The sequence below is a fragment of the Laspinema olomoucense D3b genome (genome assembly GCF_025370785.1).
Taxonomy (GTDB): domain Bacteria; phylum Cyanobacteriota; class Cyanobacteriia; order Cyanobacteriales; family Laspinemataceae; genus Laspinema; species Laspinema olomoucense.
In genome coordinates this window covers 60,748-81,797 of sequence record NZ_JAMXFA010000034.1, presented here as the reverse complement: position 1 = coordinate 81,797, position 21,050 = coordinate 60,748, and the positions used below count along the sequence as shown (strand labels likewise).

Here is a 21,050-nt window from a genome sequence, read left to right as displayed (position 1 = left end):
GCCAGCGTTCATCCTGAGCCAGGATCAAACTCTCCGTTTTAATTCTAAAGTTAGGGTCATTTCACTGAATGATTTCCTTGAGCTTTAGGCTTTTCACTTTGAGTGATTGGCTTTTTGTCTAAAAACTTGCGTTTTTTTGACTTTTAGTTTATAGTCTCTAGGTATAACCCTTAACAGACTTCTGATTTCTTGACGAGACCAGGTTTCTATTGGCTTTCAAACTCTTTAATTGTCTTGGTTCAGGCGCGATTTGGTTCGTTGCCTTTCCTCACCGCGCTTTACTACTTTAACTAACCCACTAGGGTTTGTCAAGCGTTTTTGAGGAAAATTTTTGACTTTTTTTTGGAAAAAGTCTGGAAGCCATACAGGAAAGGAGTTTCAAGTGACAAAAAATTTGGTATTTCCTGAGACGGGAAAGTCCAAGGGGGCGATCGCAGTCAATTCTCAAGCTGCGTTGCCCCCTTGGATTGTGTTGGACCCTTTATTCCAGGGATGGTTATTAGAGGATATTGGTCGAGGCGATCGCACCACCAGCGCTATCTATATAGAGATAGAGGAAGCTCCCTCAGCCCGGGCGGAATGCATTATAGAGGATCCAGGGCTAAGGGCAGGGTCGCCAGTCGCTAGTCGAGTCTTCTATATAATGAAGGAACCAACAAGGAACAGCAGATCAGACAATGGGGGCCGAGATCCCTTACATCTGCTACTGACGGAACTAGACATACTCCACTTCAATAAAGAGCTTGCAGTCTCGATCATTCAGCGCTTACCCAGATGGGATGTTGTCCCCGCTTTGAAAACCGATCGCTGATTGCAACAAACACTCCTTGCGTCCTCATGACTTTTAGCTATTGTGTCCTGGCGTTATGACAGAAATCTACAAACATATCTCCACCGGGAAAACAGCCGTTGTGTTTTCATCTCATCGTCGAGAAGGCCCCCCTGTTGTTATCGTTGCGACTCTCCTCTTGAAATCGATAGGGACCACAGCATCAAACCCTAGAAACGCCCAAGGCAACACAGGGGTTTGGGTATTCAAATCTCCGATTCTAAAAATCTAGCCTCAGGTGTTGCCAGATCCAAAAAAAAGGAATATATTTATTAAGTAAGCCTTTTGTTTTGCTGAAAATCCCAATAACGCAATACACAGTCGGAGGTTACAGATGCCGAAACACACAGAGATCAGCCAACACCGCCCCTTGATTGGGAACGACAGTAGGCTAGTAGAACTTGAAACTGAGAATGATTACTTAAGAACCCTTGTCCGCAGGCAGGCTGAAATCATCACGGAACTAGAATGCCGTGTAGATCCCTACTCTCCTGACGGGGAAGCACTATGCGACTCCTTTTGGAAAAAGAATTGGGAATAATTTATAATGCTTTTATTTATTGTGGTCTATCTCCACTAGACTCACCGTGAGAAGGTTAACCATGAGCAGGAAACGGAAAATTAAATCTGCCCCAGGACAACTATCACTGGAGGACTTACCGGGCTTCTTCCCAGAAGCCCCTAGTCTGCCAGCAGAAGCGACTCCATACCAGAGTAGGCGATCAACAGCAAAAGAAGCGGTCAATAAATACAAAGTTGATCGTCTTGAGACTAACAAAGCCACCTCCGAAAGACCCCAGAACAGAGATATTAGAGTACATGGAGGCAATTCCCCCGTTCTAAGTCTGCTTCCGCAGATTCCTGTCTATGTTCCTACTACATTTGACCCTTGCCAGGGGATCCGGGAGGCCAAGCAGGGATGGAAAAGCAATCAAGTCCCCTCAGAAATTGTTTTTGATTGTAGACATCTTGAACTGGCTCAGGAGTATGCTTGTCAGCCCAACTCAGGTGAGTTTTTTTCCACTAAAGAACAATATCTCCTGGGCAAGGGGGGGCTAGTTAATTTAGCCGTATTCATTAATCTATTACGCTGCTACGGAACATTAGGCAAGTGGTCGCAGAATATGTTCCAGGAAACTGGTATAAAGCCTATAAAAGACTTTCATTTTATCCGCCCAAATCTGAATACTCCTGTAGGCAAACTTTGGGATGTCTTGGGAATGGACGGATTAACAAAAAAGCCTTGGCGGAATGTATGGACATCAGATGTGACAGAATTCCAATCCCGAATCATTACACCTTTGCTAAGGGTCAACGACAAGAATCGCAATGATATAATTAAAAATATGGAACGCTGGTTAGCTTATATCGTAGATAGAATTGGAAATCCTACTTACTATCAACTACTAACACTGATTAGTGAGGTTGTTAAAAACCTAGTAGGTCACGGGGAAAAGGGAATATTCGGTCTATCTATTTGGCCCAGTGGACAAATAGAAATTATCTGGTCAAACCCCATCGATCACCTTGACTGGTGGCCGCCAGAAGATACCGCAGATAGTCTGGCAAACAGCCTTCTCAGTAGTAACGGAGGTGGAATGCCTTATATCTATGAAGACTTACTGCCTCGATATAAGGGGTTACTCATTATAAACTGGAAAACTCACCATTTGATATTTCACTCCTCCAGAAGTTTTGAAATTATTGGACCCAAACCCAGAAGTGATGCTTTTTTGCCTAGAAGCATCCTATTTAACCTGCAATTGTTTTGCAAAGAAACGAGAAATCGGAGTAGTAATAATGTCTGTTAACCAGTTGGATTTATTGAGAGAAGTTAAAAATCGTCATCCTGATGGCGTAATACATGGTTCGGGACGAAATATTATCATGCTTATGGAATTAGGTGGTAAACATTTCCGAACCCCGGAAATGATCGGTTTACTCAAAGAATATTGGCAGCCCACCCAAGATGATATCCTTTATATCATTAATTTGGAAGGGATAGATGTACTTACCCCTTCAGCAGCTAAAATTTTGGTTGAGTCTGCCCCCGATTTAGCCGCAGAGTACAAAATACCAGTTCTGTTCAGCCATGTACGCGAAATGGCAAGAGACAGCCTTGAAAGCGAAGCTCGCCGCTTTACCCCCCCCAAAGCAATATGGACTATCGATGAGAAAGGAGAAGCCCACTTAATCGGTCAGGTTCCAAATAAGTTTCAGGAGTTATTGAGTTTTTTAGAAGAAAAAGGCCCTGCTAGTGCTAGTCAAATCGCAGCAATTCAAGAAGGTGTGACTTCTAAAAAAGCTGTAGGTAATTTGAGTGTTTACCTCCAAAAGTTATTTAGTTCTGGTCTGGTTGGTCGAGAAAAAGTCACGGCATTAGAGCGTGAGGATGCAGAACGAGGCTGGACATACATTTACCAAACGGCTCCCGCTATCACACGCAAAACACCACTCGAAACTTATAAGAGGAAACCGTAATGGACATTTATGATCGCCATTTGAACGCAATCCGCGAAAATGTTGAGGCTGGCATGGCAAGACCACTCCCTTCTGTTATGCCTGAATACCGTACTGTAGAGCCTTGCATCTACCCAACTACTTCCTACATTGCTGCACTTGATGGCACAGATCAGCAGATATTTTATGTTCCTTATAGCCGGGAACAAGGAATTGCGGCTTGGGGGGTTCTCTATGTTGAATTGGATCCAAGGGATCCGGAAGCAGGAATTTATCGTGATGGGCCTGCCAGTAATTTCTTGGTAAGAGAGGATTTGTTTTATTACCATCTAACAATGGATTTACTCAATCCAGAAGAAAATCGTTGCTTCCGAAATGATTTTTATGCAATTAGGCAAACCCTCTCTTCTGCTAGACCAACTGAACCTCCTTTATTAAACCCAAAATTCAACAATAAGAAGGGGGTGCGACCCATCGCAGCCGTAGAACGGGCAACAGGGGAGTGGCTCTCATTAAGGGCAGCAGTTACTCACCAACTAGCTCCAGGGAGTTTGGTACTCAAGGATGGACGGTTTAACTGCCAAATGGAGCAAGCAGCTTCCTGGGTTGATGAGTTGGGACGAACTGCTGTCCGAAATGATGTCCGCTGCGTGGCAGTTGTCAAGTCAGGTGAGGTCTATAGTATGTTATGCCCACTGGTGAGGGAAGTAGCCAAAAAGACGGATAGAGCCTTTTACTTCATTGTCCCAGAAGCAACCATTAACGAGAGTTACGCTAATGATGTCTATACCAATCGTAAAACCCTCATGCTTGGAGGTAAAGATCACAGAGATCTAGCAGGGATTGGGGCGTTGTGGACTGCCTTCTGTCCCGATCCGAAAAATTATATGACTTTTGTTGTACTCGAATTCAACGTTTACGATCTTCATCACTACAAAGCGCTTGTCAGGGAACCAAAAACCCTACTGGATTGGCAGCAGAACATATTGAATGGAGAAGTTCATTTGACCGAAAAAAAAAATATTCCTCATTTATATGTAACAGACTTACTCATTGACAATCACGACATTGAAAACCTAGTCGAACCGACTCTCAGGGAACTTCTTTGGCTGTGCGAGCAAGAAGTAGCACGCTTTGGCTATCCCAACTTGCTGGGACTAGCGCACCACGAGGTAGTCCTCACGTCTGAAAAAGCAAGTCTGCTTCGTCAGAAATATCTAGAAGCATTTGCTACTTCTAATATAATCTTGAGCGAATTAGTCGAAAATCCCCTTGATGCCACGTCTCATAAACTGCACAATATAACCTAAAAATAAGTAAATGACAGAAGCTAAAAACATTATGACCAACTCGGGAGCGTCGAGCAATACATTGAGGGAGTTCTTTCCACCACGAGAAGTTCCACAACCAAAAGAAATTAATTTCGTTGTAGGCACTCAATCGGACGGCGATCAAAAGCGTTATCAAGTTGAACTAGACGTAAATTTTGATTGCCGGGTTGGTGATTTACTGGAAGCAAAAGACAATCGAACGGATCGCCATTATTTATTAATGGTAGTAGATATAGACTATGCTTTTCCTCATAAGACAGAACACGCTCAAATGCTAGATTTGCTGCGACGGCGACCGGATAAAGAAGTTGACGATCCGACTTTCCGCGCTCTTTGCAAAAATCTAGCGATTTGTACCCTGCTGGGGGAAATTCAAGAACGAGAAATTACAGAACGAGGATATCGTCCAAGTAAGTACACGACCACTGCAGTTGAAGCCAGTAGCCATACGGAAAAGTTGATGGCGAGTGAGTGGCAAATCGGTGTAAATATTGGTTCGCTTCGTGTTGGCAGAGAAAACCGACCCAATGTACCTGTGCGTTTTTCTACAGTGGAGTTAGTCGGTAAAAGGTTTTTAATAGTGGGTCAAACTGGGAAAGGCAAGTCTACCGCTATGCGTCAACTCCTTGACGGTCATCTACGCGCCATGTCTTCAAAACAGGAGAACCGGCAAGTGGGGTTTCTAGTCGATGATTTTAAGATGGAGTATCCCTTCGATACTTATAATCAAGCCGGGGAAACTGTACCGGGATTGATCTCTAAGTTGGGGGCGGTATCTAAAGACAAGCTTGTTATTCTGAGTTGCAATCCGGATGAGTATAGAGAGCATACCCATCGAATCAGGGATATCGTTCAACTGCAATTACCGCTAGAAACTCTCTCTCTGTCAGTATTGTGTGACTTGGCTAACCTGACTGAAGCTCAAACGAATGTAGTGCGGTTGATAGAAGATACGGGAAAAAAAACATCAGAGTTTTTTAGCGATCTGTTGGCAGTAGATGAGTATGGTATGCCCAACACCGTAATCTGGGGTCGGAAATATGGCCCAATGTTTTATAGTGCTGCTGGCAAAAAAAAGGTTAAAAAAGGAGAGGAGATTAGCGAGGAAGAGGATATTGATAAAGGTTTGCGCGATCGCTTATCTTACATCCGTCGTGCAGTGCAGCGACTTTTGAAAATGCCATTTATGACTAGGAATGCCAGTTATGGTGACTGCACGGGTAAGCTCCTTCAATACCTGCGGGAAGGCTGCACGATTATAGTAGACAAAAACCAACTAGAAGATCACGAGCGTGAAATGCTCACGGTTGTTCTCTTGTACCATATTTTCCGACACAATCAAGGAATGGCGAGTGGGAGTAAAGAGCAACGCGATCGCATGATTCCAGTTGTGGCGGCGATAGAAGAAGCTCAGTACCTTCTTTCTCAGGACAAAGTAGCCGACCCTGACTCCATTTTTGCCAAGATTGCCTTTACTGGCCGCAGTTATCAGATTGGCCTACTTGCCATTACCCAACGTCCACAGGCAATTCAAAAAGAACTTCTAGGTCAATTTGATGGTTTCCTCGTCCTTCCCTTAGAACACGCTAACGATTTTCGACATCTCGCAGATGCTTGTCCAGCCTTATCAGGCTATCGCAATGATTTAGCCTCTGCTCCTATTGGAGGTGGTGTTATTGCTTACGGCTCACCTAAAAAGATCGTTTCCGTTCAAATTGAAAATTATCTATAGGCCACTTGGTCTATCAAAATTTTTTATTTCTCACCCATAAGGGAAGCCAGTACCCTAGATTCATCAGTAATGTAGGGTACTTTTTTCATAAAACCCCGATAGCTAGGGCAATAGTATGTTTTCCTTCTATAGAGCATCGCAGGGAAGAACGAGGCAAACAATAACGTTCTTTCCAAAAGGTTGCCAATTCATCAAAAGGGTCGTCATTGTAAATTGGTACTTCTCCAGTTCCACTCAAGACCTCATCTAGATTTTCCACGTGAGGGATCATAAAAACTTCACGTTTAAGATTATGCCGAGTCAGTTTGCCTTCTGGTAAGCCAAGGTTTTTTAGGACTCGCTTAGTGACTTGGAGCCTTATTTTGGGACCTGTGCCAAAACCTCGTAGAGGTTTGTCAGGAAAAAGCTGCTTGTGAAAAGTTTTCATTTGAGCGTATAGAGCATCGCTAAAATGTAGAGTACCCCAGCCTTCACAGGCTCCAAGAGAAATAGTCGCCCATTGGTTTTGCTTACCATTACTTCCTTTGCTAACCCTATTGTACAAAGAGCTTCTTCCAAAGGCACTGAGGGTAGTTATCCCTATCAAAACGGCAGGGAGCACTCTCTCCCGCATCACCGTTTTTCTTCCTTCGTAACGACGTTCATAATCTTTTCTTACTTCTTGTGATGCTGCTGCTAAAACAACCAGTTTTCCTGCCAGTAAATCACTGTAGGGTGGCAAAGCACCTAATGTGTAGGCATCCATCGTCTGGTTCACAATTTCGATTTTCCGTTCTTTGTCACGAGGAATGTTAAACGTTCGATCCCTGGCTGACAAAGCAATGGGTGCTGATTGTAAACCGAGAAGCCCTATTAGCTTTTTATTAGAATCATCCCACAATAAATATTCTAATCTTCTACCGTAGCCCCGACTGTATGGCAGGTTCCAGTATAAACGAGCTACTCGAAAAATATCCCGCTGTGATCGCTGTTCTATCAATTCTAAGCGGGGTTTAATCGCACTAGGATCGACTTCTTGTGGTTCGGCAAACACATGGCTGTATTTTGGCCAGTTATTTGCCAACCATTTTTGATGTTTTTCTAATGCTATTAGACGGGAATGATTGGTATAGCTTCGGTAATGAGATTTTTCATCCGGGTTGACAATTCTCATTAAATTTCGTAATTCTTGGTTAATCGCCTCCAACATTTCTTGGGCTTCATTTTCTAGCTTTTTTTCATGAACTAGGGGAGAGAAATTAGGTACTTCTTCTAACGATTCAGACTGCTGAATTCCCGATTCAGCCAAAGAACTATGCATACATTTATCCGTTATAAAACTTCATGGTAATGTGATTAAGTCTACCCATCTTAACCTATCGCAAATTCGGGGATTTTTAATCGTAATTATGATGAAATGTGGGTATTATTCACCTGCTTTTAAATTTAATATATTAAAAGCAAGATAATATGGACTTAATTTATCTTCTAACATTTTGACGAAAATTAAGTCAAAATATTAACTTCTGTAAAAACGAATAGTTAATAGAATTTACTAGCTGAATAAGAACATCTGCCCTCAATCTAATTTCAGAATATAGTCGGACATTTGTAGTAAATGTGCCTCGACTTACTGCTCTGATGATGACTGCGGAGGATTTTTGGGGTGGTTTTTGAGCCGCCCCTGCTGCCTAGCTTCCTCTATTGCCCTCTCTAGCAGGTAAGCAGAAAGATTGGAGACAGAGCGACCTTCAGAATGCGCCCATTCTTCTAGGTCTGCTGATGCCCTATCTGACAGGATGACTTGGATCCGTTTGCTCATGTCTGGGTGGATAGACTGATTTAACATCATACAGTCTCTGTTGCCCTTATCTCGTTAATTACACAGATACGAACCTATTATGAGTCATAGTTACTCAGATTTGAGTAATTCTTAAAGAAAGTTAACCAAATCATTCGGAGACCCAGTGTGTTACGGGTAAGCCATATCGGGAAGAGTAGGAGGTTTATTCGAGTAATCTACCCACCGTCCAATCACCAGTACACCTAGTTGTGAAGATGATTTTAGAGTGTCAGCTTTCTACGGAAGTGTGTCAACTTCAGATGCTAGAGAACCAGTATTACGGGTAATCGGAATCTTTAGAGAAACACAAAAAAGCTCCCACCAGAGATAAACACTGGTGGGACAGCGGGTAGAAGAAGATCTAAGTTATCCGTAGGCATTCTCCCACTCAGCCTGAAAACAAGCGTAATGATAGATGTTTGTTGTGGATACAGGAGCGATCTTCTCGTTGCTGATGTCAGAGGATATGCGATCGCCCCCTTGCCAAGGGTTATGGATATAGACCTCGATCGCCTAAAGCCTCAGCCACGCGCCCGACTCCCAACATATAGGCAGCTTGTCGCAGGGGAATCTGGCGGTTTTGGGCCAGTTCGCTGACTCGCTGATAGGCTTGCACCATCAACCCTTCCATCTCGCGGTTGACCCGTTCCTCATCCCAAAAGACGTAGGATTGACCTTGCACCCATTCTAGATAACTGACCACCACCCCTCCGGCATTGGCCAAAATATCTGGGAGGACGGTGACCCCTCGGGCTTCGAGGAGGCGATCGCCCATTAAGGTGACTGGCGCATTAGCCGCTTCGGCCACAATTTGCGCTTGAACCTGATCAGCATTGTCCTCAGTAATTTGGTCTTCTAGGGCTGCTGGAATCAGCACATCACAGGGTAGGGCCAATAATTCGGCATTGGTAATCAACTCTGCACCGGGAAATCCGGCCAAACTGCCCTTGTTTTCGCGAGCATATCCTTCCAATGCCGGAATGTCTAAACCATTTTCGGCAAAAAACGCACCGGAAACATCGGATACGGCAATAATTTTCGCACCTGCTTGATGGAGTAAGGATGCTGCTGCCGCGCCAACTTTACCAAACCCTTGAATCGCAATCCGAGTCTGAGAAAAGGTTTGTCTGCGTTGCGCTAAGGCTTCCCGGACCGTAATCATTACACCCCGTCCCGTTGCCATTGCCCGACCTTTGGAACCGCCAATGGATATCGGTTTTCCGGTGACGACTCCTGGGACGGCATGACCAACGTTCATGGAATAGGTATCCATCATCCAAGCCATTTCTTGGGAAGAGGTGCCAATATCTGGGGCCGGAATATCGATCGCCGGTCCAATATCCTTAATCAGTTCGCTGGTATAGCGTCGAGTAATCCGTTCTAGTTCGCGAACGGAGTAACGATGGGGGGCGATCGCAATGCCACCTTTGGCCCCCCCGTAGGGAATTCCAACTAAGGCACATTTCCAGGTCATCAGCATGGCTAAGGCGGATAATTCCTGTAAGGTGACGGCGGGATGATACCGAGTGCCACCTTTATAGGGTCCCAGAACATCACAATGTTGAACCCGATGTCCAGCGAGCACTTGGACTTCACCATTATCTAAAAGTACGGGAATGGAGACGGTAACGACTTTGCGGGGTTGTTCGAGAATCCGCAGAATGTTCGGATCCATTTCTAAGGCGAGGGCCGCTTGTCCCAGGTAGGTGCAGGCGCGGTCATGGGGACAAATGTAGGCAGGAGAGGGAGCAAGTTGTGTTATGGGCGTTGATAAAACCATAAATTTATAAGTTTCCGGAATGAAGGGCGGAGCAATCGGTGATCCCGTGCCGGAGTGAAGTTAGGCGATCGCGGCTGGAGTGGCGCGGGATGTCAGCACGCTGTGATTAATTTCCTTGTTATTTGTAGCCTAACCGAAAAATCTCTATAAAGTGTAAATTTAGTATAAATTGTAACAGTTTTATTGTGAAAATTTGATATGCCTAAAAACATAAGTATTAAGACTGAGAAAACTCAGGGAGTAAGCGGCGATCGCCTGATTTAATTCAGTACAATGACCGCCTGTGCGGATTGGGGATCGCGATTGGGATAAACAGAGGGTGATAGGGATCGGGAGAATCGAGGGTCTCCCCAAATGTTGATTAGTGATGAATCGCGTTCTGTTTTACTGAGGTTTCTGCTGGGTAGCTATGGGTGCGATCGCGGCTAGGGCGGGTTTAGAGGGAGTAAAAATCAAGACGGTAGTGCCTCTGACTCTTGCTAAATTGAGGGGAATTTTTGATTCTCCAACAGCGCAAATTGAGAAAAGCGAGAGGTTGCCTGTCCCCCATGCAACAAAAAAAGAGGGACACAGTAATACTGTGTCCCTCTTTCTGATTTATATGGAGCTAAGCGGACTCGAACCGCTGGCCCCCTCAATGCCATTGAGGTGCTCTACCAACTGAGCTATAGCCCCGTTCAGCGCTTTATTATATTGGCACGAACCCGATTAATTTGTCAACTAGGTTAGTCAAAATTTTTCCAAGTTTTCTGCGGCAGTCTGTTGATCGTTGCGGTGAGGCGATTTCATCCGGGATAACCCCTATAGAGCGCCCCCTGAAATGTTAGGACTATGGGAGCAGTGGCGCGCGATCGCTCGTGTCATAATAATCTATCGTCCCCGTTTCTCTCCAAGGATTCACACTCACCGCGCTGGTGGAAGTGTAATAAGACTCTAGCACTCCTCGATTCGCCATTTCTCGGACATACAGCATATAGTCGCCCATCAGGAAATAGACGGCCATCATTGCTGCCGCAGCCATTGCGACTAAGGTCCCGGCCAGCATCAGCGAAAATTCATTTTTATCGACGGCTTGCTGCATCAGGTGCAGGGACCAGGCCACCAAAGCTATGACGATTATGAGGATCAGAATCATAACTTTACATATATTCCCCGATTACTTTACATATTTTAACATCCTCTCAGATTAAGTGGGTAGAGCTACAGAAAAAATCCCCCTCCTATCCCTTTGAGAGGAGGGGGAACAAAAATCTTTACTGAGTAAGGATTTAAAGGCAATTCCCAGGGATCGACAGCGACGCTTACACCGTAAACCTTAAGACAATATTCATACTTTAGACAGACGGCAAAGATTTAAGGGGGAATTAAGGACAGGATGCCGATCGCGTTAGGGATGAAGTCTATAAAAACGCGCACCCATGCCTGTTCTGGCTCCCGGGACGAAGCCTGCAAAGGCAGGCTAAGGCTCATTCGAGAGGGCTTTAGGTGGGGGCAGCCCACGCGAGTTTAGAGTCGTTTAAACTCCCCTTTACAATTGACGGATGGGGACTTGCCGTTCGGCGAGGTAGGTTTTAATCTCAGCAACGCTGAGTTGACCGTAATGTAATAAAGATGCAAGCAGGGCCGCTTCCGATTGGCCGGTGGTGAGGGCTTCATAAATATGTTGGCAGTTTCCGGCCCCTCCGGAAGCAATCACGGGAATTTGGACTTGTTGGGCGATGGTGCGAGTTAGTTCTAAGTCATAACCTGCTTGAGTGCCGTCGGCATCCATACTGGTGACGAGTAATTCTCCACATCCGCGTTGTTCGACTTCTTTCGCCCAGGCGATCGCGTCAATGCCGGTATTTTCACGACCCCCGCGCACATAGACATCCCACCCGGGATTTTCTGGATCCGTGCGGCGACGGGCATCGATCGCCACGACAATACATTGATTCCCAAAGCGATCGCTGGCTTCATTAATAAAATCGGGGTTTCGCACCGCTGCGGAGTTGATGCTGACTTTATCGGCCCCGGCTCTTAACAATTTTTTAATTGTTTCTAAGGATTGGATCCCACCCCCGACAGTCAGGGGGATAAAAACTTGTTCGGCAGTGCGGTAAACCACATCAAAAATAATATCCCGGTCCTCATGAGTGGCGGTGATATCCAGAAACACCAACTCATCGGCACCGGCTTCATTGTAAACCTGAGCCAGTTCTACAGGGTCTCCGGCATCCTTGAGGTTGACAAAGTTGATTCCCTTGACTACACGACCGGCTTTGACATCTAAACAGGGTAAGATTCGTTTGGCAAGCATGATGAGTTCCGTTAGGGGACGACAGAAGACCGAAGGAGCAACGGAACAAGGTAGAAAATTCCGCCCTCAACCTTTGTCCAAAGGCTTCATAATCAGTGGCAAGCACTGATAAACTGTGGAATGGTTCAATCAGAGGAAACCCACAGGATTTCAAATGAAAATCGGTCAAAAGGTCAAAATTACCCGCATCAGAGAAAGATTGTCCGCTGATACAGTCGCCAAAATTAAAAGCAATCCCGTCGGCACAATCAAAGATTTCAGAATGACGGATGGCAGCGGTGTTGGAGTGGTAGTTCAGTTGGATAGCGGAATCACCACTTGGTTCTTTGAGGATGAAGTCCAAGCCCTGTAAGGGGGGCGATCGCGGTGGAAACAGTGGGGAAACCAACCTGTCACTCCCGCGATCGACGATTAACATAAAAAAGGTTTAAGTGGCTCAAAACAGAAACAAATGGCCTTAATTTTGACCTTTTTAGGAAAGGGTGGGACTGGAAGAACGACCGTCGCGATCGCCGCTGCCAAGAGATTTGCATCTCAAGGTAAGCGCGTGTTGCTCGTCGGCCAGGATAGTAGTCCCGCTTTTAGTTTACTCGTCGGTGCGACCGTCACCTGCGATCCCATAGAAATCGGCGCTAACCTCAAAGCAGTACAGTTGGAATCAGCGGTACTGCTGCAACGGAGTTGGCAGCAAGTGAAAGATTTGGAAGCGGAATATCTTCGGACTCCGTTTTTTAAAGAGGTGTATGGCGAAGAATTGGGGGTATTGCCGGGGATGGATAGCGCCCTCGCCCTGAATGCCCTACGCGAGTATGATGCCAGCAATCAATATGATGTGATCGTTTACGACGGCAGAGGGGATAAGGATACCCTGCGGATGCTGGGAATCCCCGAGATTTTAAGCTGGTATATTCGCCGCTTCCGAGGGGTGTTGGCTGAATCGGAACTGGGGAAAGCGCTGTCGCCCTTTGTGCAACCTGTTACCAGTACGGTGTTTAATACCGGCTGGTCCCTGGATAATGTCGGGGGTAAACCGGCAGAACAAGCGACGGATTTATTGGAAAAGGGGAAACAATCTGTGGGTGACCCCAATCGGGTGATCGCTTATTTGGTGACGACGGGCGATCGCTCTGCGGTAGAAACCAGTCGCTATCTGTGGGGGAGTGCTCAACAAGCGGGTATCACCATCGGTGGATTGATTTGTAATTTAACCCCAGTCACCGATGAAGTGGTGGAACAATTTGCACCTCTGCCGGTAACCTCGATTCCTCAGATGGAGGGGAACGATTGGCAACCCCTGATGGATGCGTTGCCAGACTTCAAGAAACCAGCAGGCGTCCCCCAACCGATTGAAGTGGACCGGGTGAATAGTCAAGTGAAGCTATTTTTGCCCGGGTTTGACAAAAAACAAGTCAAGCTAACGCAATATGGTCCAGAAGTGACTATTGAAGCTGGGGACCAACGGCGCAATATTTCCTTGCCTCCGGAGTTAAAAGGGAAAGCGGTTAAAGGGGCGAAGTTTCAGCAGCAATTCTTAATTATTTCGTTTTAACGGGTTTTAATTTGTTTTAAACGGTGCGATCGCCCGTGGGATAGGTTCCAGTTGGACTGGAGGCATCCGACGGGCGATCGCTTTATGGAGTTGAGATTGTCGGGATTGAGAATTTGAAAAAGGCACAGGGGTTCGGGCGATCGCCTTGCTGCTAAGGAGTCGTTATCCCATAATCAATTAGACTGATTACTTAACCAACCGAAACACTCCCAAGTCTGATATGTCTAACCCCCCTACATCTGAGTCTAATTTGTCCAACTCTCCCGATCGCGTGCCACCTCCAGAGGCTGCTACTTCAGCAACACCCATCCCAAGTGCTTCCCCTGAGTCATCCAACCGCAATGCTAGAACTCGGCAGATGTTGGGGATGAAAGGGGCGGAAGTTAAGGAAACATCCATTTGGAAAATTCGGCTGCAATTGATGAAGCCGATCACCTGGATTCCCTTGATTTGGGGCGTTGTCTGTGGGGCTGCTGCTTCCGGTAACTACGAATGGAAGTTAGAGCATATTTTAATTGCAGCCGCTTGTATGTTGATGTCTGGTCCTTTGCTGGCAGGCTACACTCAAACCATTAATGATTTTTACGATCGCGATTTAGATGCGATTAATGAACCCTATCGCCCCATTCCCTCCGGGGCGATCGCTGTCCCGCAAGTGATTAGCCAAATTTGGGTGTTGTTACTCGCTGGGATTGGCGTCGCCTACGCCCTGGATATCTGGGCGGGTCATGATTTTCCCACGATTACTGCTTTGGCTGTTGGGGGTTCCTTCGTCTCCTATATTTATTCGGCCCCCCCGTTGAAACTGAAGAAAAATGGCTGGTTAGGAAACTATGCCCTCGGTGCCAGTTATATTGCCCTACCTTGGTGGGCGGGACAAGCGCTATTTGGGGAAATTGGACCCAAAATCATGGTGATTACCCTGATTTACAGTATGGCGGGATTGGGAATTGCGATCGTCAATGACTTTAAAAGCGTGGAAGGGGATAAACAACTGGGTTTGCAATCCTTACCTGTGATGTTTGGGGTCGGGACTGCCGCTTGGATCTGTGTCCTGATGATTGATATCTTCCAATTGGGAATCGCGGGATATCTGATTGCGATTCACCAAAACCTGTATGCGGCAATCCTAATTTTGCTGGTTATTCCGCAAATTACCTTCCAGGATATGTATTTTCTGCGGAATCCTTTGGAAAATGATGTCAAATATCAGGCATCAGCCCAGCCGTTTTTGGTGTTGGGAATGTTGGTGACGGCCCTGGCGATCGGTCATGCCAATATTATTTAGGGGTGGGTGTCATTAAATCCTAACCCTGGCAATCTGCCGGAACTTACAAGTTCCGGCCAAGAAATTAACCTCGGTGTATTTTAGTGCAAATACTGATCCCAAGCTCTAAAATAAAACCCAATAAGGCTCGGTAAGTGGCGGTCAGAGGAGTTGACGTGGCTAAATTTATTTCCAAGCTCAAAAATATCTCCAGGAAATTCGGGGGTGCAACCGGCAGTAATTCGAGAAAACCGGGGGATTTGCGCCAGCAAAATCAAGGCGATCGCCCGGAGGTTGACCCTGCACACCCAACTGTTCTTCCAGGGACTCCCCTCAGTTTAGCCCCAGGAGAGCCGGGTCAACCACGAGAACCCCAGGCGATCGCCCCACAGGAAAATCCCTCGGATCCCGGTAAGCCCTCCAAAGCCGGTAAACCTGGTAAAAATATTCTATCCAGCCTCAAACGCCTCTGGTTTAATCCGGGCGGAAAACCCCTCTATCGTCGTCGCATCTTTTGGGTGGGTTTGGGCGTTGTCGTCGTCAGTAGTACCGCTGGAACTCTCACCTGGGTGTGGTGGCGAATCGATCGCAGTTTGCCCGATGTCTCAGAAGTGTTTACCTTTGTCCGGGATGGGACGTTAACTATTACCACTAAAGACGGCACCATTTTGCAGCAAATCGGACCTGCAACCCGAGACAAGCTGAAAATGCAGGACATCCCCCCACCCCTTGTTGAAGCCTTTATCGCTTCAGAAGACAGCCGATTTTATCAACATCGGGGTTTGGACTATCAAGGGGTACTGCGGGCAACTGTGGCTAATATCCTGGCTAGAGAGGTGGTTGAAGGGGGAAGTACCATTACCCAACAACTCGCCCGGATGGTCTTTTTAACTCAGGAACAAACAGCGGGACGGAAAATTCGGGAAGCATTTTTAGCCCGAAAAATTGAGAAAAATATGAGGAAGCAGCAAATCCTCGAACGCTACCTCAATTATGTTTATCTCGGTTCAGGTGCTTATGGCATAGCGGATGCAGCTTGGGTTTATTTTAGTAAGTCCGTCAATGAACTAACCCTCAGCGAAATGGCAATGATTGCTGGATTACCACCGGCACCTTCAGCTTACTCGCCTTTAGTTAATTTAGAAAATGCCCGAGTACGCCGCAATATTGTTTTACAGCGGATGACTGAACTGGGATACATTACGGCTGAAGCAGCGGCTGAAGCGAGAGAACAGCCCCTACAAGTGCAAGCAAGTGCGCCAAAACGACTCAAAGTTGAAGCGCCTTATTTTACGTCTTACATTCAGAAAGAATTGCCCAAGTTGGTGTCAAAAGAAGCCCTAGAAATGGGTGGATTGACCGTGGAAACTACCATTGACCTGAAATGGCAGAAAATGGCTGAACAGGTGGTGAAAGAGGCGGCAGAATTGGATGGACCTGCCCAGGGATTTGAGCAAGCAGCATTGGTGGCGATCGCCCCGGATACGGGGGAAATTAAAGTGATGGTGGGAGGGCGATCGTTTGAGGAAAGCGAATTCAATCGCGTCACTCAAGCACAACGGCAACCGGGTTCGACTTTTAAAGGGTTTGTCTATGCGGCGGCGATCGCCGCCGGTTGGTCTCCTTACGATGGCTACGAAGATGCAAACTTTAAAGTTGATGGCTACAAACCCCGTAATTTTGGGGGAAAATATCGAGGCTGGGTTTCTATCTCGGATGCCTTAACTAATTCTATTAATGTCGTTGCGGTTAAAGTCTTAATTGATATTGGCTTTGAACCCACCATCGAACTCGCTAAAAACATGGGCATCAAGTCGAAACTTGACCCGATTTATTCTTTAGCCCTGGGTGGATCTGAAGTCAATTTACTCGAACTCACCAGCGCCTACGGCACGATCGCCGCTGAAGGAAAATATCACGAACCCCACGGCATTACCCGCATTATCGATCGCCGAGGCGACACCATTTACCAAGGGAAATCTCAACCCAAACAAGCCTTGGATAAAGAAACCTCTGCGATCGTTACTTGGATGTTAGAACCCGTCGTCCAACAGGGCACAGGAGCAGCGGCGCAGTTAGATAACCGTCCAGTTGCGGGAAAAACCGGCACCTCTGACGAAGCCCGAGATCTCTGGTTTATTGGCTATATTCCTCAATTAGTCACCGGGGTTTGGTTGGGTAATGATGATAGTTATCCCACCTGGGGAAGCAGCAGTACCGCTGCTTTTACCTGGCGTCAATTCATGGAAAAAGCAGTGGAAGGAATGCCCGTTGAGGAATTTCCTGAAATCCCAGAGCGCTTAGATGGACGCAAAGAGTTTATCAAAACCAAGCCGGTTACTCCCAATAGTATTTTCTATGGAGATACCACTCCAGATAATGCTCAAACGGGTTCTGCCAATGCCGGGGACTATTCTGAGGGATATTACTAAGTAGGCCGATGAAAACGGATAAACACCCCAAGGATATGCTAGAATAATCTTTGGGGTGTTTATTTTGAGGATAACAAGGAGTTTTTAATGCTGCATCGACTCTATGTTAATAATTTTAGATGCCTAGAAAACTTTGAATTCACTACCAAAGGAATTTCATCGGGTCTTTTAATTGGGAAGAATGGCTCTGGTAAATCCACGATTGCTAGGGCATTAGAAGTTTTTCAAAGCATCGGTAGAGGAATCAATAAAGTTAACCAATTGGTGCAACCACAGGACTTCTCTCAGGGACGATCTAATATTCCCATTCGCTTTGAAATCGAAGTATTTTTGCAAGAAAAACTCTACAAATATAGCATAGCTTTTGACTTCCCGGAAAATTTTAAAGAAATGAGAGTTTATGAAGAAGAACTAATCGTGAACGGAACGGCAATTTACACTCGCAAAGAAGCTCAAATCACGCTTTTAAAAACCTCACAAAACCGCACAGCTGAGTTTCTAGTGGATTGGCATTTGGTTGCCCTTCCGGTCATTCAAGAGCAATCGCAGACTGACCCCCTACATATTTTCAAAACCGGGCTGAACCGGATGATTATTTTAGCGCCAATCCCCAGTTTCATGAACGGCGATTCGCGCGGTGAAACCTTGGAGCCTAAACGGGATGGTTCAAATTTTGGGGAGTGGTTTTCTGGGTTGCTGAGTCGCTATCCGGCTGCCTATACCCAGGTAGACAAATATCTGCGAAACGTAATTCCGGACTTTAAAGATGTTCGTAATGAATTAATGGGTAAAGACTTCAAAAGTATGATAGTTCGCTTTGAAGAAAAGAATGCCAATTTAAGCGTTTATTTTAGCGACTTATCTGATGGAGAAAAGTGTTTCTTTTTGGGCGCTGTTTTGGTTGCTGCAAATCAATTTTATGGGCCCCTGTTTTGCTTTTGGGATGAGCCAGATAACTATTTGTCTTTGTCTGAAGTTGGACATTTCGTAACCTCACTCCGGCGTTCTTTTAAGAACGGAGGTCAGCTACTTGTAACCTCCCATAATCCCGAAGGCATTCTCAAATTTTCTAATGAAAATACCTGGTTGATTCATCGAAAAAGCCATTTAGAACCCACTTTAGTCAGACCCCTTGAAGAAATTACAATTCAAGGTGATTTAATGGCTGCTTTAATTCAGGGGGATTTAGATTTATGACTTTGAATAAATATAGACCCCATGTTTTAGTCTTGCCAGAAGATGATGCAGACCGCCAAATTGCTAATGGATTTATTCTGAATCCTAATTTGAATAATCGAGCGATTCAAATTCTACCCCCATCGGGTGGATGGTTAGATGTTCTGCATGATGTAAAGACCGTACACGGTCCCAAAATGCACAACATTCCTCACCGAATGCTGGTTTTGTTGATTGATTTTGATCAGGATACAGACCGATTGACTTTTGTTAGGACACAAATTCCAGAAACCTTACAAAGTCGGATATTTGTTTTGGGGGTCCTCCGTGACCCCGAAAGTTTAAAACGGGGGATCAAAAAGACAAAGACGTTTATCAAAAAGACAAAGACGTTTGAAGAAATCGGAGAAGCATTAGCACAAGATTGTGCTGACAATCAGCAAACATTTTGGAACCATGAACTGCTCAGACACAACCACCCTGAGTTAGAACGCCTGAGATCATCGGTTAAACCCTTTTTATTTGAGTAATATCCAATCTGGGTAGATGAGCGAGGAAGCCCGATCGCCTCTCCATTACCCTAAAACCTCCCCTCACCGCCCACCCTCAAACCATAAGTTTTTCTAATCATTAAATCTCCCCCAATATTCCTCTTTAGAGAGAGACAGGAGGTTCCCTCTTGCCGTAAGCTGAGAGTGTAGTTCGTGAAAAACGCTTATGAATAATATATTGATGGAAGTCTCTGCGGCTGCGGGGGCGAGTGCTAACAATTTCCCTTTAAGTTTTACCTTGGTGTATGTCGTAGGCTTTATTGCGGCAGTCACCCTCGGTTCGATCGCCTGGTATAACTCCAAACGTCCCCCCGGTTGGGAAGATAAAGAGCGTCCCGATGTAGTCCCCAAGGTTGATAAGTAAAACTTAACTCAATACCCCCATAATAAAATTAGAGTCAGGGCGATCTAACGAGATCGCCCTGACATTATGCTGTCTACTGTTTCCGCAGTCTCACCATGAAAAATCCATCCATGTCATGGTGGTGGGGCCAGACGGTGATCCAGCCTTCGGGTTTGGCGAAGTGTGCGGCAGGAGAATCGGTGGTGGGAGGGTCGATTTCCCAGGCGGGATGACTGGTGAGGAATCCTTGAATGACGTCTTCATTTTCTTTGGGATGGATAGTACAGGTGGCATAGACGAGGTGACCCCCGGGTTTTACCCAGTTTGCAGTTTCTGTGAGCAATTCCCCCTGGAGTTGGGACAGTTCCTGGATATTTTCTGGGGTTTGACGCCAACGGGCATCGGCGCGACGATGAAGGGTTCCGAGTCCAGAACAAGGGGCGTCTAAAAGTACCCAATCAGCGGTTTGATGAAATTGGGTGAAGTGGCGACTATCTCCACTTAGGGTTTGAATGGAGTGAAGTTGGAGGCGATCGGCATTTTCTTTGACTTTTTTGAGTCGGGAAGGGGCTTTATCACAAGCCCAAATTGTCCCTGTATCTCCCATCATCTCTGCAAGATGGGTGGTTTTTCCTCCCGGCGCGGCACAGGCATCGATCGCCACTTGTCCCGGTTTCACTTCCAGTAAGGACCCGACTAATTGCGCGCTACTGTCCTGAATTGTCCACCATCCTGCCTGATATCCCGGCAAGTTTTCAATCGCACCCCCACCACTACATAAGCGCAATCCTTGGGGTAAATAGGGCAATCTGGCAAGTTGAACCCCGGCGGATTGGAAGGCGGTTTCGACTTCTTCTCGGGTGGTTTTTAAGGGATTAATGCGTAAATCAAGGGTAGGGGATTGGTTGAACCAGGTACAGAGTTTTTCAGTTTCTGCCAATCCTATGCGATCGCACCAATTGGCAATAATCCAATCGGGGAAACTATGCAATAGCCCTAAGCGGGATATTGGATTTTCGGGAAGCACTAAAGGGTCAGTATTTTCCGCTTCAGCTAATCGAATATATTGGCGCAATAATCCATTAACAAACCCTGCCAGTCCTTTAAATTTATTTTCTTTGGTTAATTCCACTGTGGTATTGACAGCGGCAGAGGCAGGAATGGTAGAAAGATACCGCAGTTGATATAATCCCAAATGGAGAATAATGCGAAGGTCATCGGGTTGATGGGCAGATTTCTTTTTAGCCAGTTGGTCAATGATGGCATCAAGGGTTCGCATTCTTCGCACACAACCATAGACTAATTCCGTGGCTAATCGGCGATCGCTGGGGATAAGAGCAGACTCTTCCTGCTGTTTGGCTTTTTGCAGCCATTTATCCAGGGCAATATCGGCAAATACACCCCGACGATGGACATCGCGGAGGGCTAAAAAGGCAATTTGGCGCGGATTAGACATTAACGGTTGAGGGTTGAAATTGC

The 21,050-nt window shown here is 46.0% G+C and carries 18 protein-coding genes and 1 tRNA gene; 12 read left to right on the top strand and 7 right to left on the bottom strand.

Annotated features, from left to right (window positions below; translation table 11 throughout):
- Positions 1–382 precede the first annotated feature (382 nt).
- The 5 genes from NG792_RS21540 to NG792_RS21520 all read left to right on the top strand — a co-directional run bounded on the left by NG792_RS21540 (position 383) and on the right by NG792_RS21520 (position 6,352).
- Entirely contained in the window at positions 383–811 is a 429-nt protein-coding gene (locus tag NG792_RS21540; protein WP_261236742.1) for a hypothetical protein, read from the top strand.
- Between the two features lie 620 nt (positions 812–1,431).
- Positions 1,432–2,640, top strand: a complete 1,209-nt coding sequence (locus NG792_RS21535; protein WP_261236741.1) for a hypothetical protein — start codon at positions 1,432–1,434, stop codon at positions 2,638–2,640.
- Positions 2,630–3,310, top strand: a complete 681-nt coding sequence (locus NG792_RS21530; RefSeq protein WP_261236740.1) for a hypothetical protein — start codon at positions 2,630–2,632, stop codon at positions 3,308–3,310. Before NG792_RS21535 ends, NG792_RS21530 begins: the two co-directional genes overlap by 11 nt.
- Complete coding sequence (locus NG792_RS21525) at positions 3,310–4,599, top strand: hypothetical protein (RefSeq protein WP_261236739.1); 1,290 nt, start codon at positions 3,310–3,312, stop codon at positions 4,597–4,599. The genes NG792_RS21530 and NG792_RS21525 overlap by 1 nt, the downstream gene beginning before the upstream one ends.
- 10 nt (positions 4,600–4,609) lie before the next feature.
- Positions 4,610–6,352: an ATP-binding protein gene (locus NG792_RS21520; RefSeq protein WP_261236738.1), complete on the top strand. Its 1,743-nt coding sequence runs from the start codon at positions 4,610–4,612 to the stop codon at positions 6,350–6,352.
- Between the two features lie 85 nt (positions 6,353–6,437).
- On the opposite strand, the gene NG792_RS21515 is transcribed toward NG792_RS21520, so the two are convergent.
- From NG792_RS21515 to hisF, 6 genes are all read right to left on the bottom strand, one after another.
- Positions 6,438–7,652 carry a DUF4338 domain-containing protein gene (locus tag NG792_RS21515; RefSeq protein ID WP_261236737.1) on the bottom strand — a complete coding sequence of 405 codons (1,215 nt, stop codon included), beginning with the start codon at positions 7,650–7,652 and terminating at the stop codon, positions 6,438–6,440.
- A 309-nt stretch (positions 7,653–7,961) separates the two neighbouring features.
- On the bottom strand, positions 7,962–8,153 hold the full coding sequence (locus tag NG792_RS21510) for a ribbon-helix-helix domain-containing protein (protein WP_261236744.1): 192 nt from the start codon (positions 8,151–8,153) through the stop codon (positions 7,962–7,964).
- Positions 8,154–8,664: 511 nt separating this feature from the next.
- Positions 8,665–9,954 carry a Glu/Leu/Phe/Val family dehydrogenase gene (locus NG792_RS21505; RefSeq protein WP_261236736.1) on the bottom strand — a complete coding sequence of 430 codons (1,290 nt, stop codon included), beginning with the start codon at positions 9,952–9,954 and terminating at the stop codon, positions 8,665–8,667.
- Positions 9,955–10,556: 602 nt separating this feature from the next.
- A tRNA-Ala gene (locus NG792_RS21500) sits at positions 10,557–10,629 on the bottom strand.
- 154 nt (positions 10,630–10,783) lie between these two features.
- A complete protein-coding gene (locus NG792_RS29000) occupies positions 10,784–11,089 on the bottom strand; it encodes a hypothetical protein (RefSeq protein WP_317619430.1) in 306 nt (101 codons plus the stop codon).
- A 393-nt stretch (positions 11,090–11,482) separates the two neighbouring features.
- Positions 11,483–12,253, bottom strand: coding sequence for an imidazole glycerol phosphate synthase subunit HisF (gene hisF / locus NG792_RS21490; RefSeq protein ID WP_261201373.1), 771 nt, complete (start codon positions 12,251–12,253; stop codon positions 11,483–11,485).
- A 154-nt stretch (positions 12,254–12,407) separates the two neighbouring features.
- Between hisF and petP the strand changes: the two genes are divergently transcribed.
- From petP to psb35, 7 genes are all read left to right on the top strand, one after another.
- Positions 12,408–12,605 (top strand): cytochrome b6f subunit PetP, encoded by a 198-nt coding sequence (petP, locus tag NG792_RS21485; RefSeq protein ID WP_261201372.1) that lies wholly within the window; start codon positions 12,408–12,410, stop codon positions 12,603–12,605.
- A gap of 99 nt (positions 12,606–12,704) precedes the next feature.
- Positions 12,705–13,802, top strand: a complete 1,098-nt coding sequence (locus NG792_RS21480) for a Get3/ArsA fold putative tail anchor-mediating ATPase NosAFP (RefSeq protein WP_261236735.1) — start codon at positions 12,705–12,707, stop codon at positions 13,800–13,802.
- A 220-nt stretch (positions 13,803–14,022) separates the two neighbouring features.
- Positions 14,023–15,090 (top strand): chlorophyll synthase ChlG, encoded by a 1,068-nt coding sequence (gene chlG, locus NG792_RS21475; protein ID WP_261236734.1) that lies wholly within the window; start codon positions 14,023–14,025, stop codon positions 15,088–15,090.
- 155 nt (positions 15,091–15,245) lie between these two features.
- Positions 15,246–17,501, top strand: coding sequence for a transglycosylase domain-containing protein (locus tag NG792_RS21470; protein ID WP_261236733.1), 2,256 nt, complete (start codon positions 15,246–15,248; stop codon positions 17,499–17,501).
- An 87-nt stretch (positions 17,502–17,588) separates the two neighbouring features.
- Positions 17,589–18,698 carry an AAA family ATPase gene (locus tag NG792_RS21465; protein ID WP_261236732.1) on the top strand — a complete coding sequence of 370 codons (1,110 nt, stop codon included), beginning with the start codon at positions 17,589–17,591 and terminating at the stop codon, positions 18,696–18,698.
- Positions 18,695–19,207 carry a hypothetical protein gene (locus tag NG792_RS21460; RefSeq protein WP_261236731.1) on the top strand — a complete coding sequence of 171 codons (513 nt, stop codon included), beginning with the start codon at positions 18,695–18,697 and terminating at the stop codon, positions 19,205–19,207. Before NG792_RS21465 ends, NG792_RS21460 begins: the two co-directional genes overlap by 4 nt.
- A 202-nt stretch (positions 19,208–19,409) precedes the next feature.
- Positions 19,410–19,592 (top strand): photosystem II assembly protein Psb35, encoded by a 183-nt coding sequence (gene psb35 / locus NG792_RS21455; protein ID WP_435387595.1) that lies wholly within the window; start codon positions 19,410–19,412, stop codon positions 19,590–19,592.
- A gap of 73 nt (positions 19,593–19,665) precedes the next feature.
- On the opposite strand, the gene NG792_RS21450 is transcribed toward psb35, so the two are convergent.
- Positions 19,666–21,027 (bottom strand): 16S rRNA (cytosine(967)-C(5))-methyltransferase, encoded by a 1,362-nt coding sequence (locus NG792_RS21450; protein WP_261236730.1) that lies wholly within the window; start codon positions 21,025–21,027, stop codon positions 19,666–19,668.
- Positions 21,028–21,050: the final 23 nt, after the last annotated feature.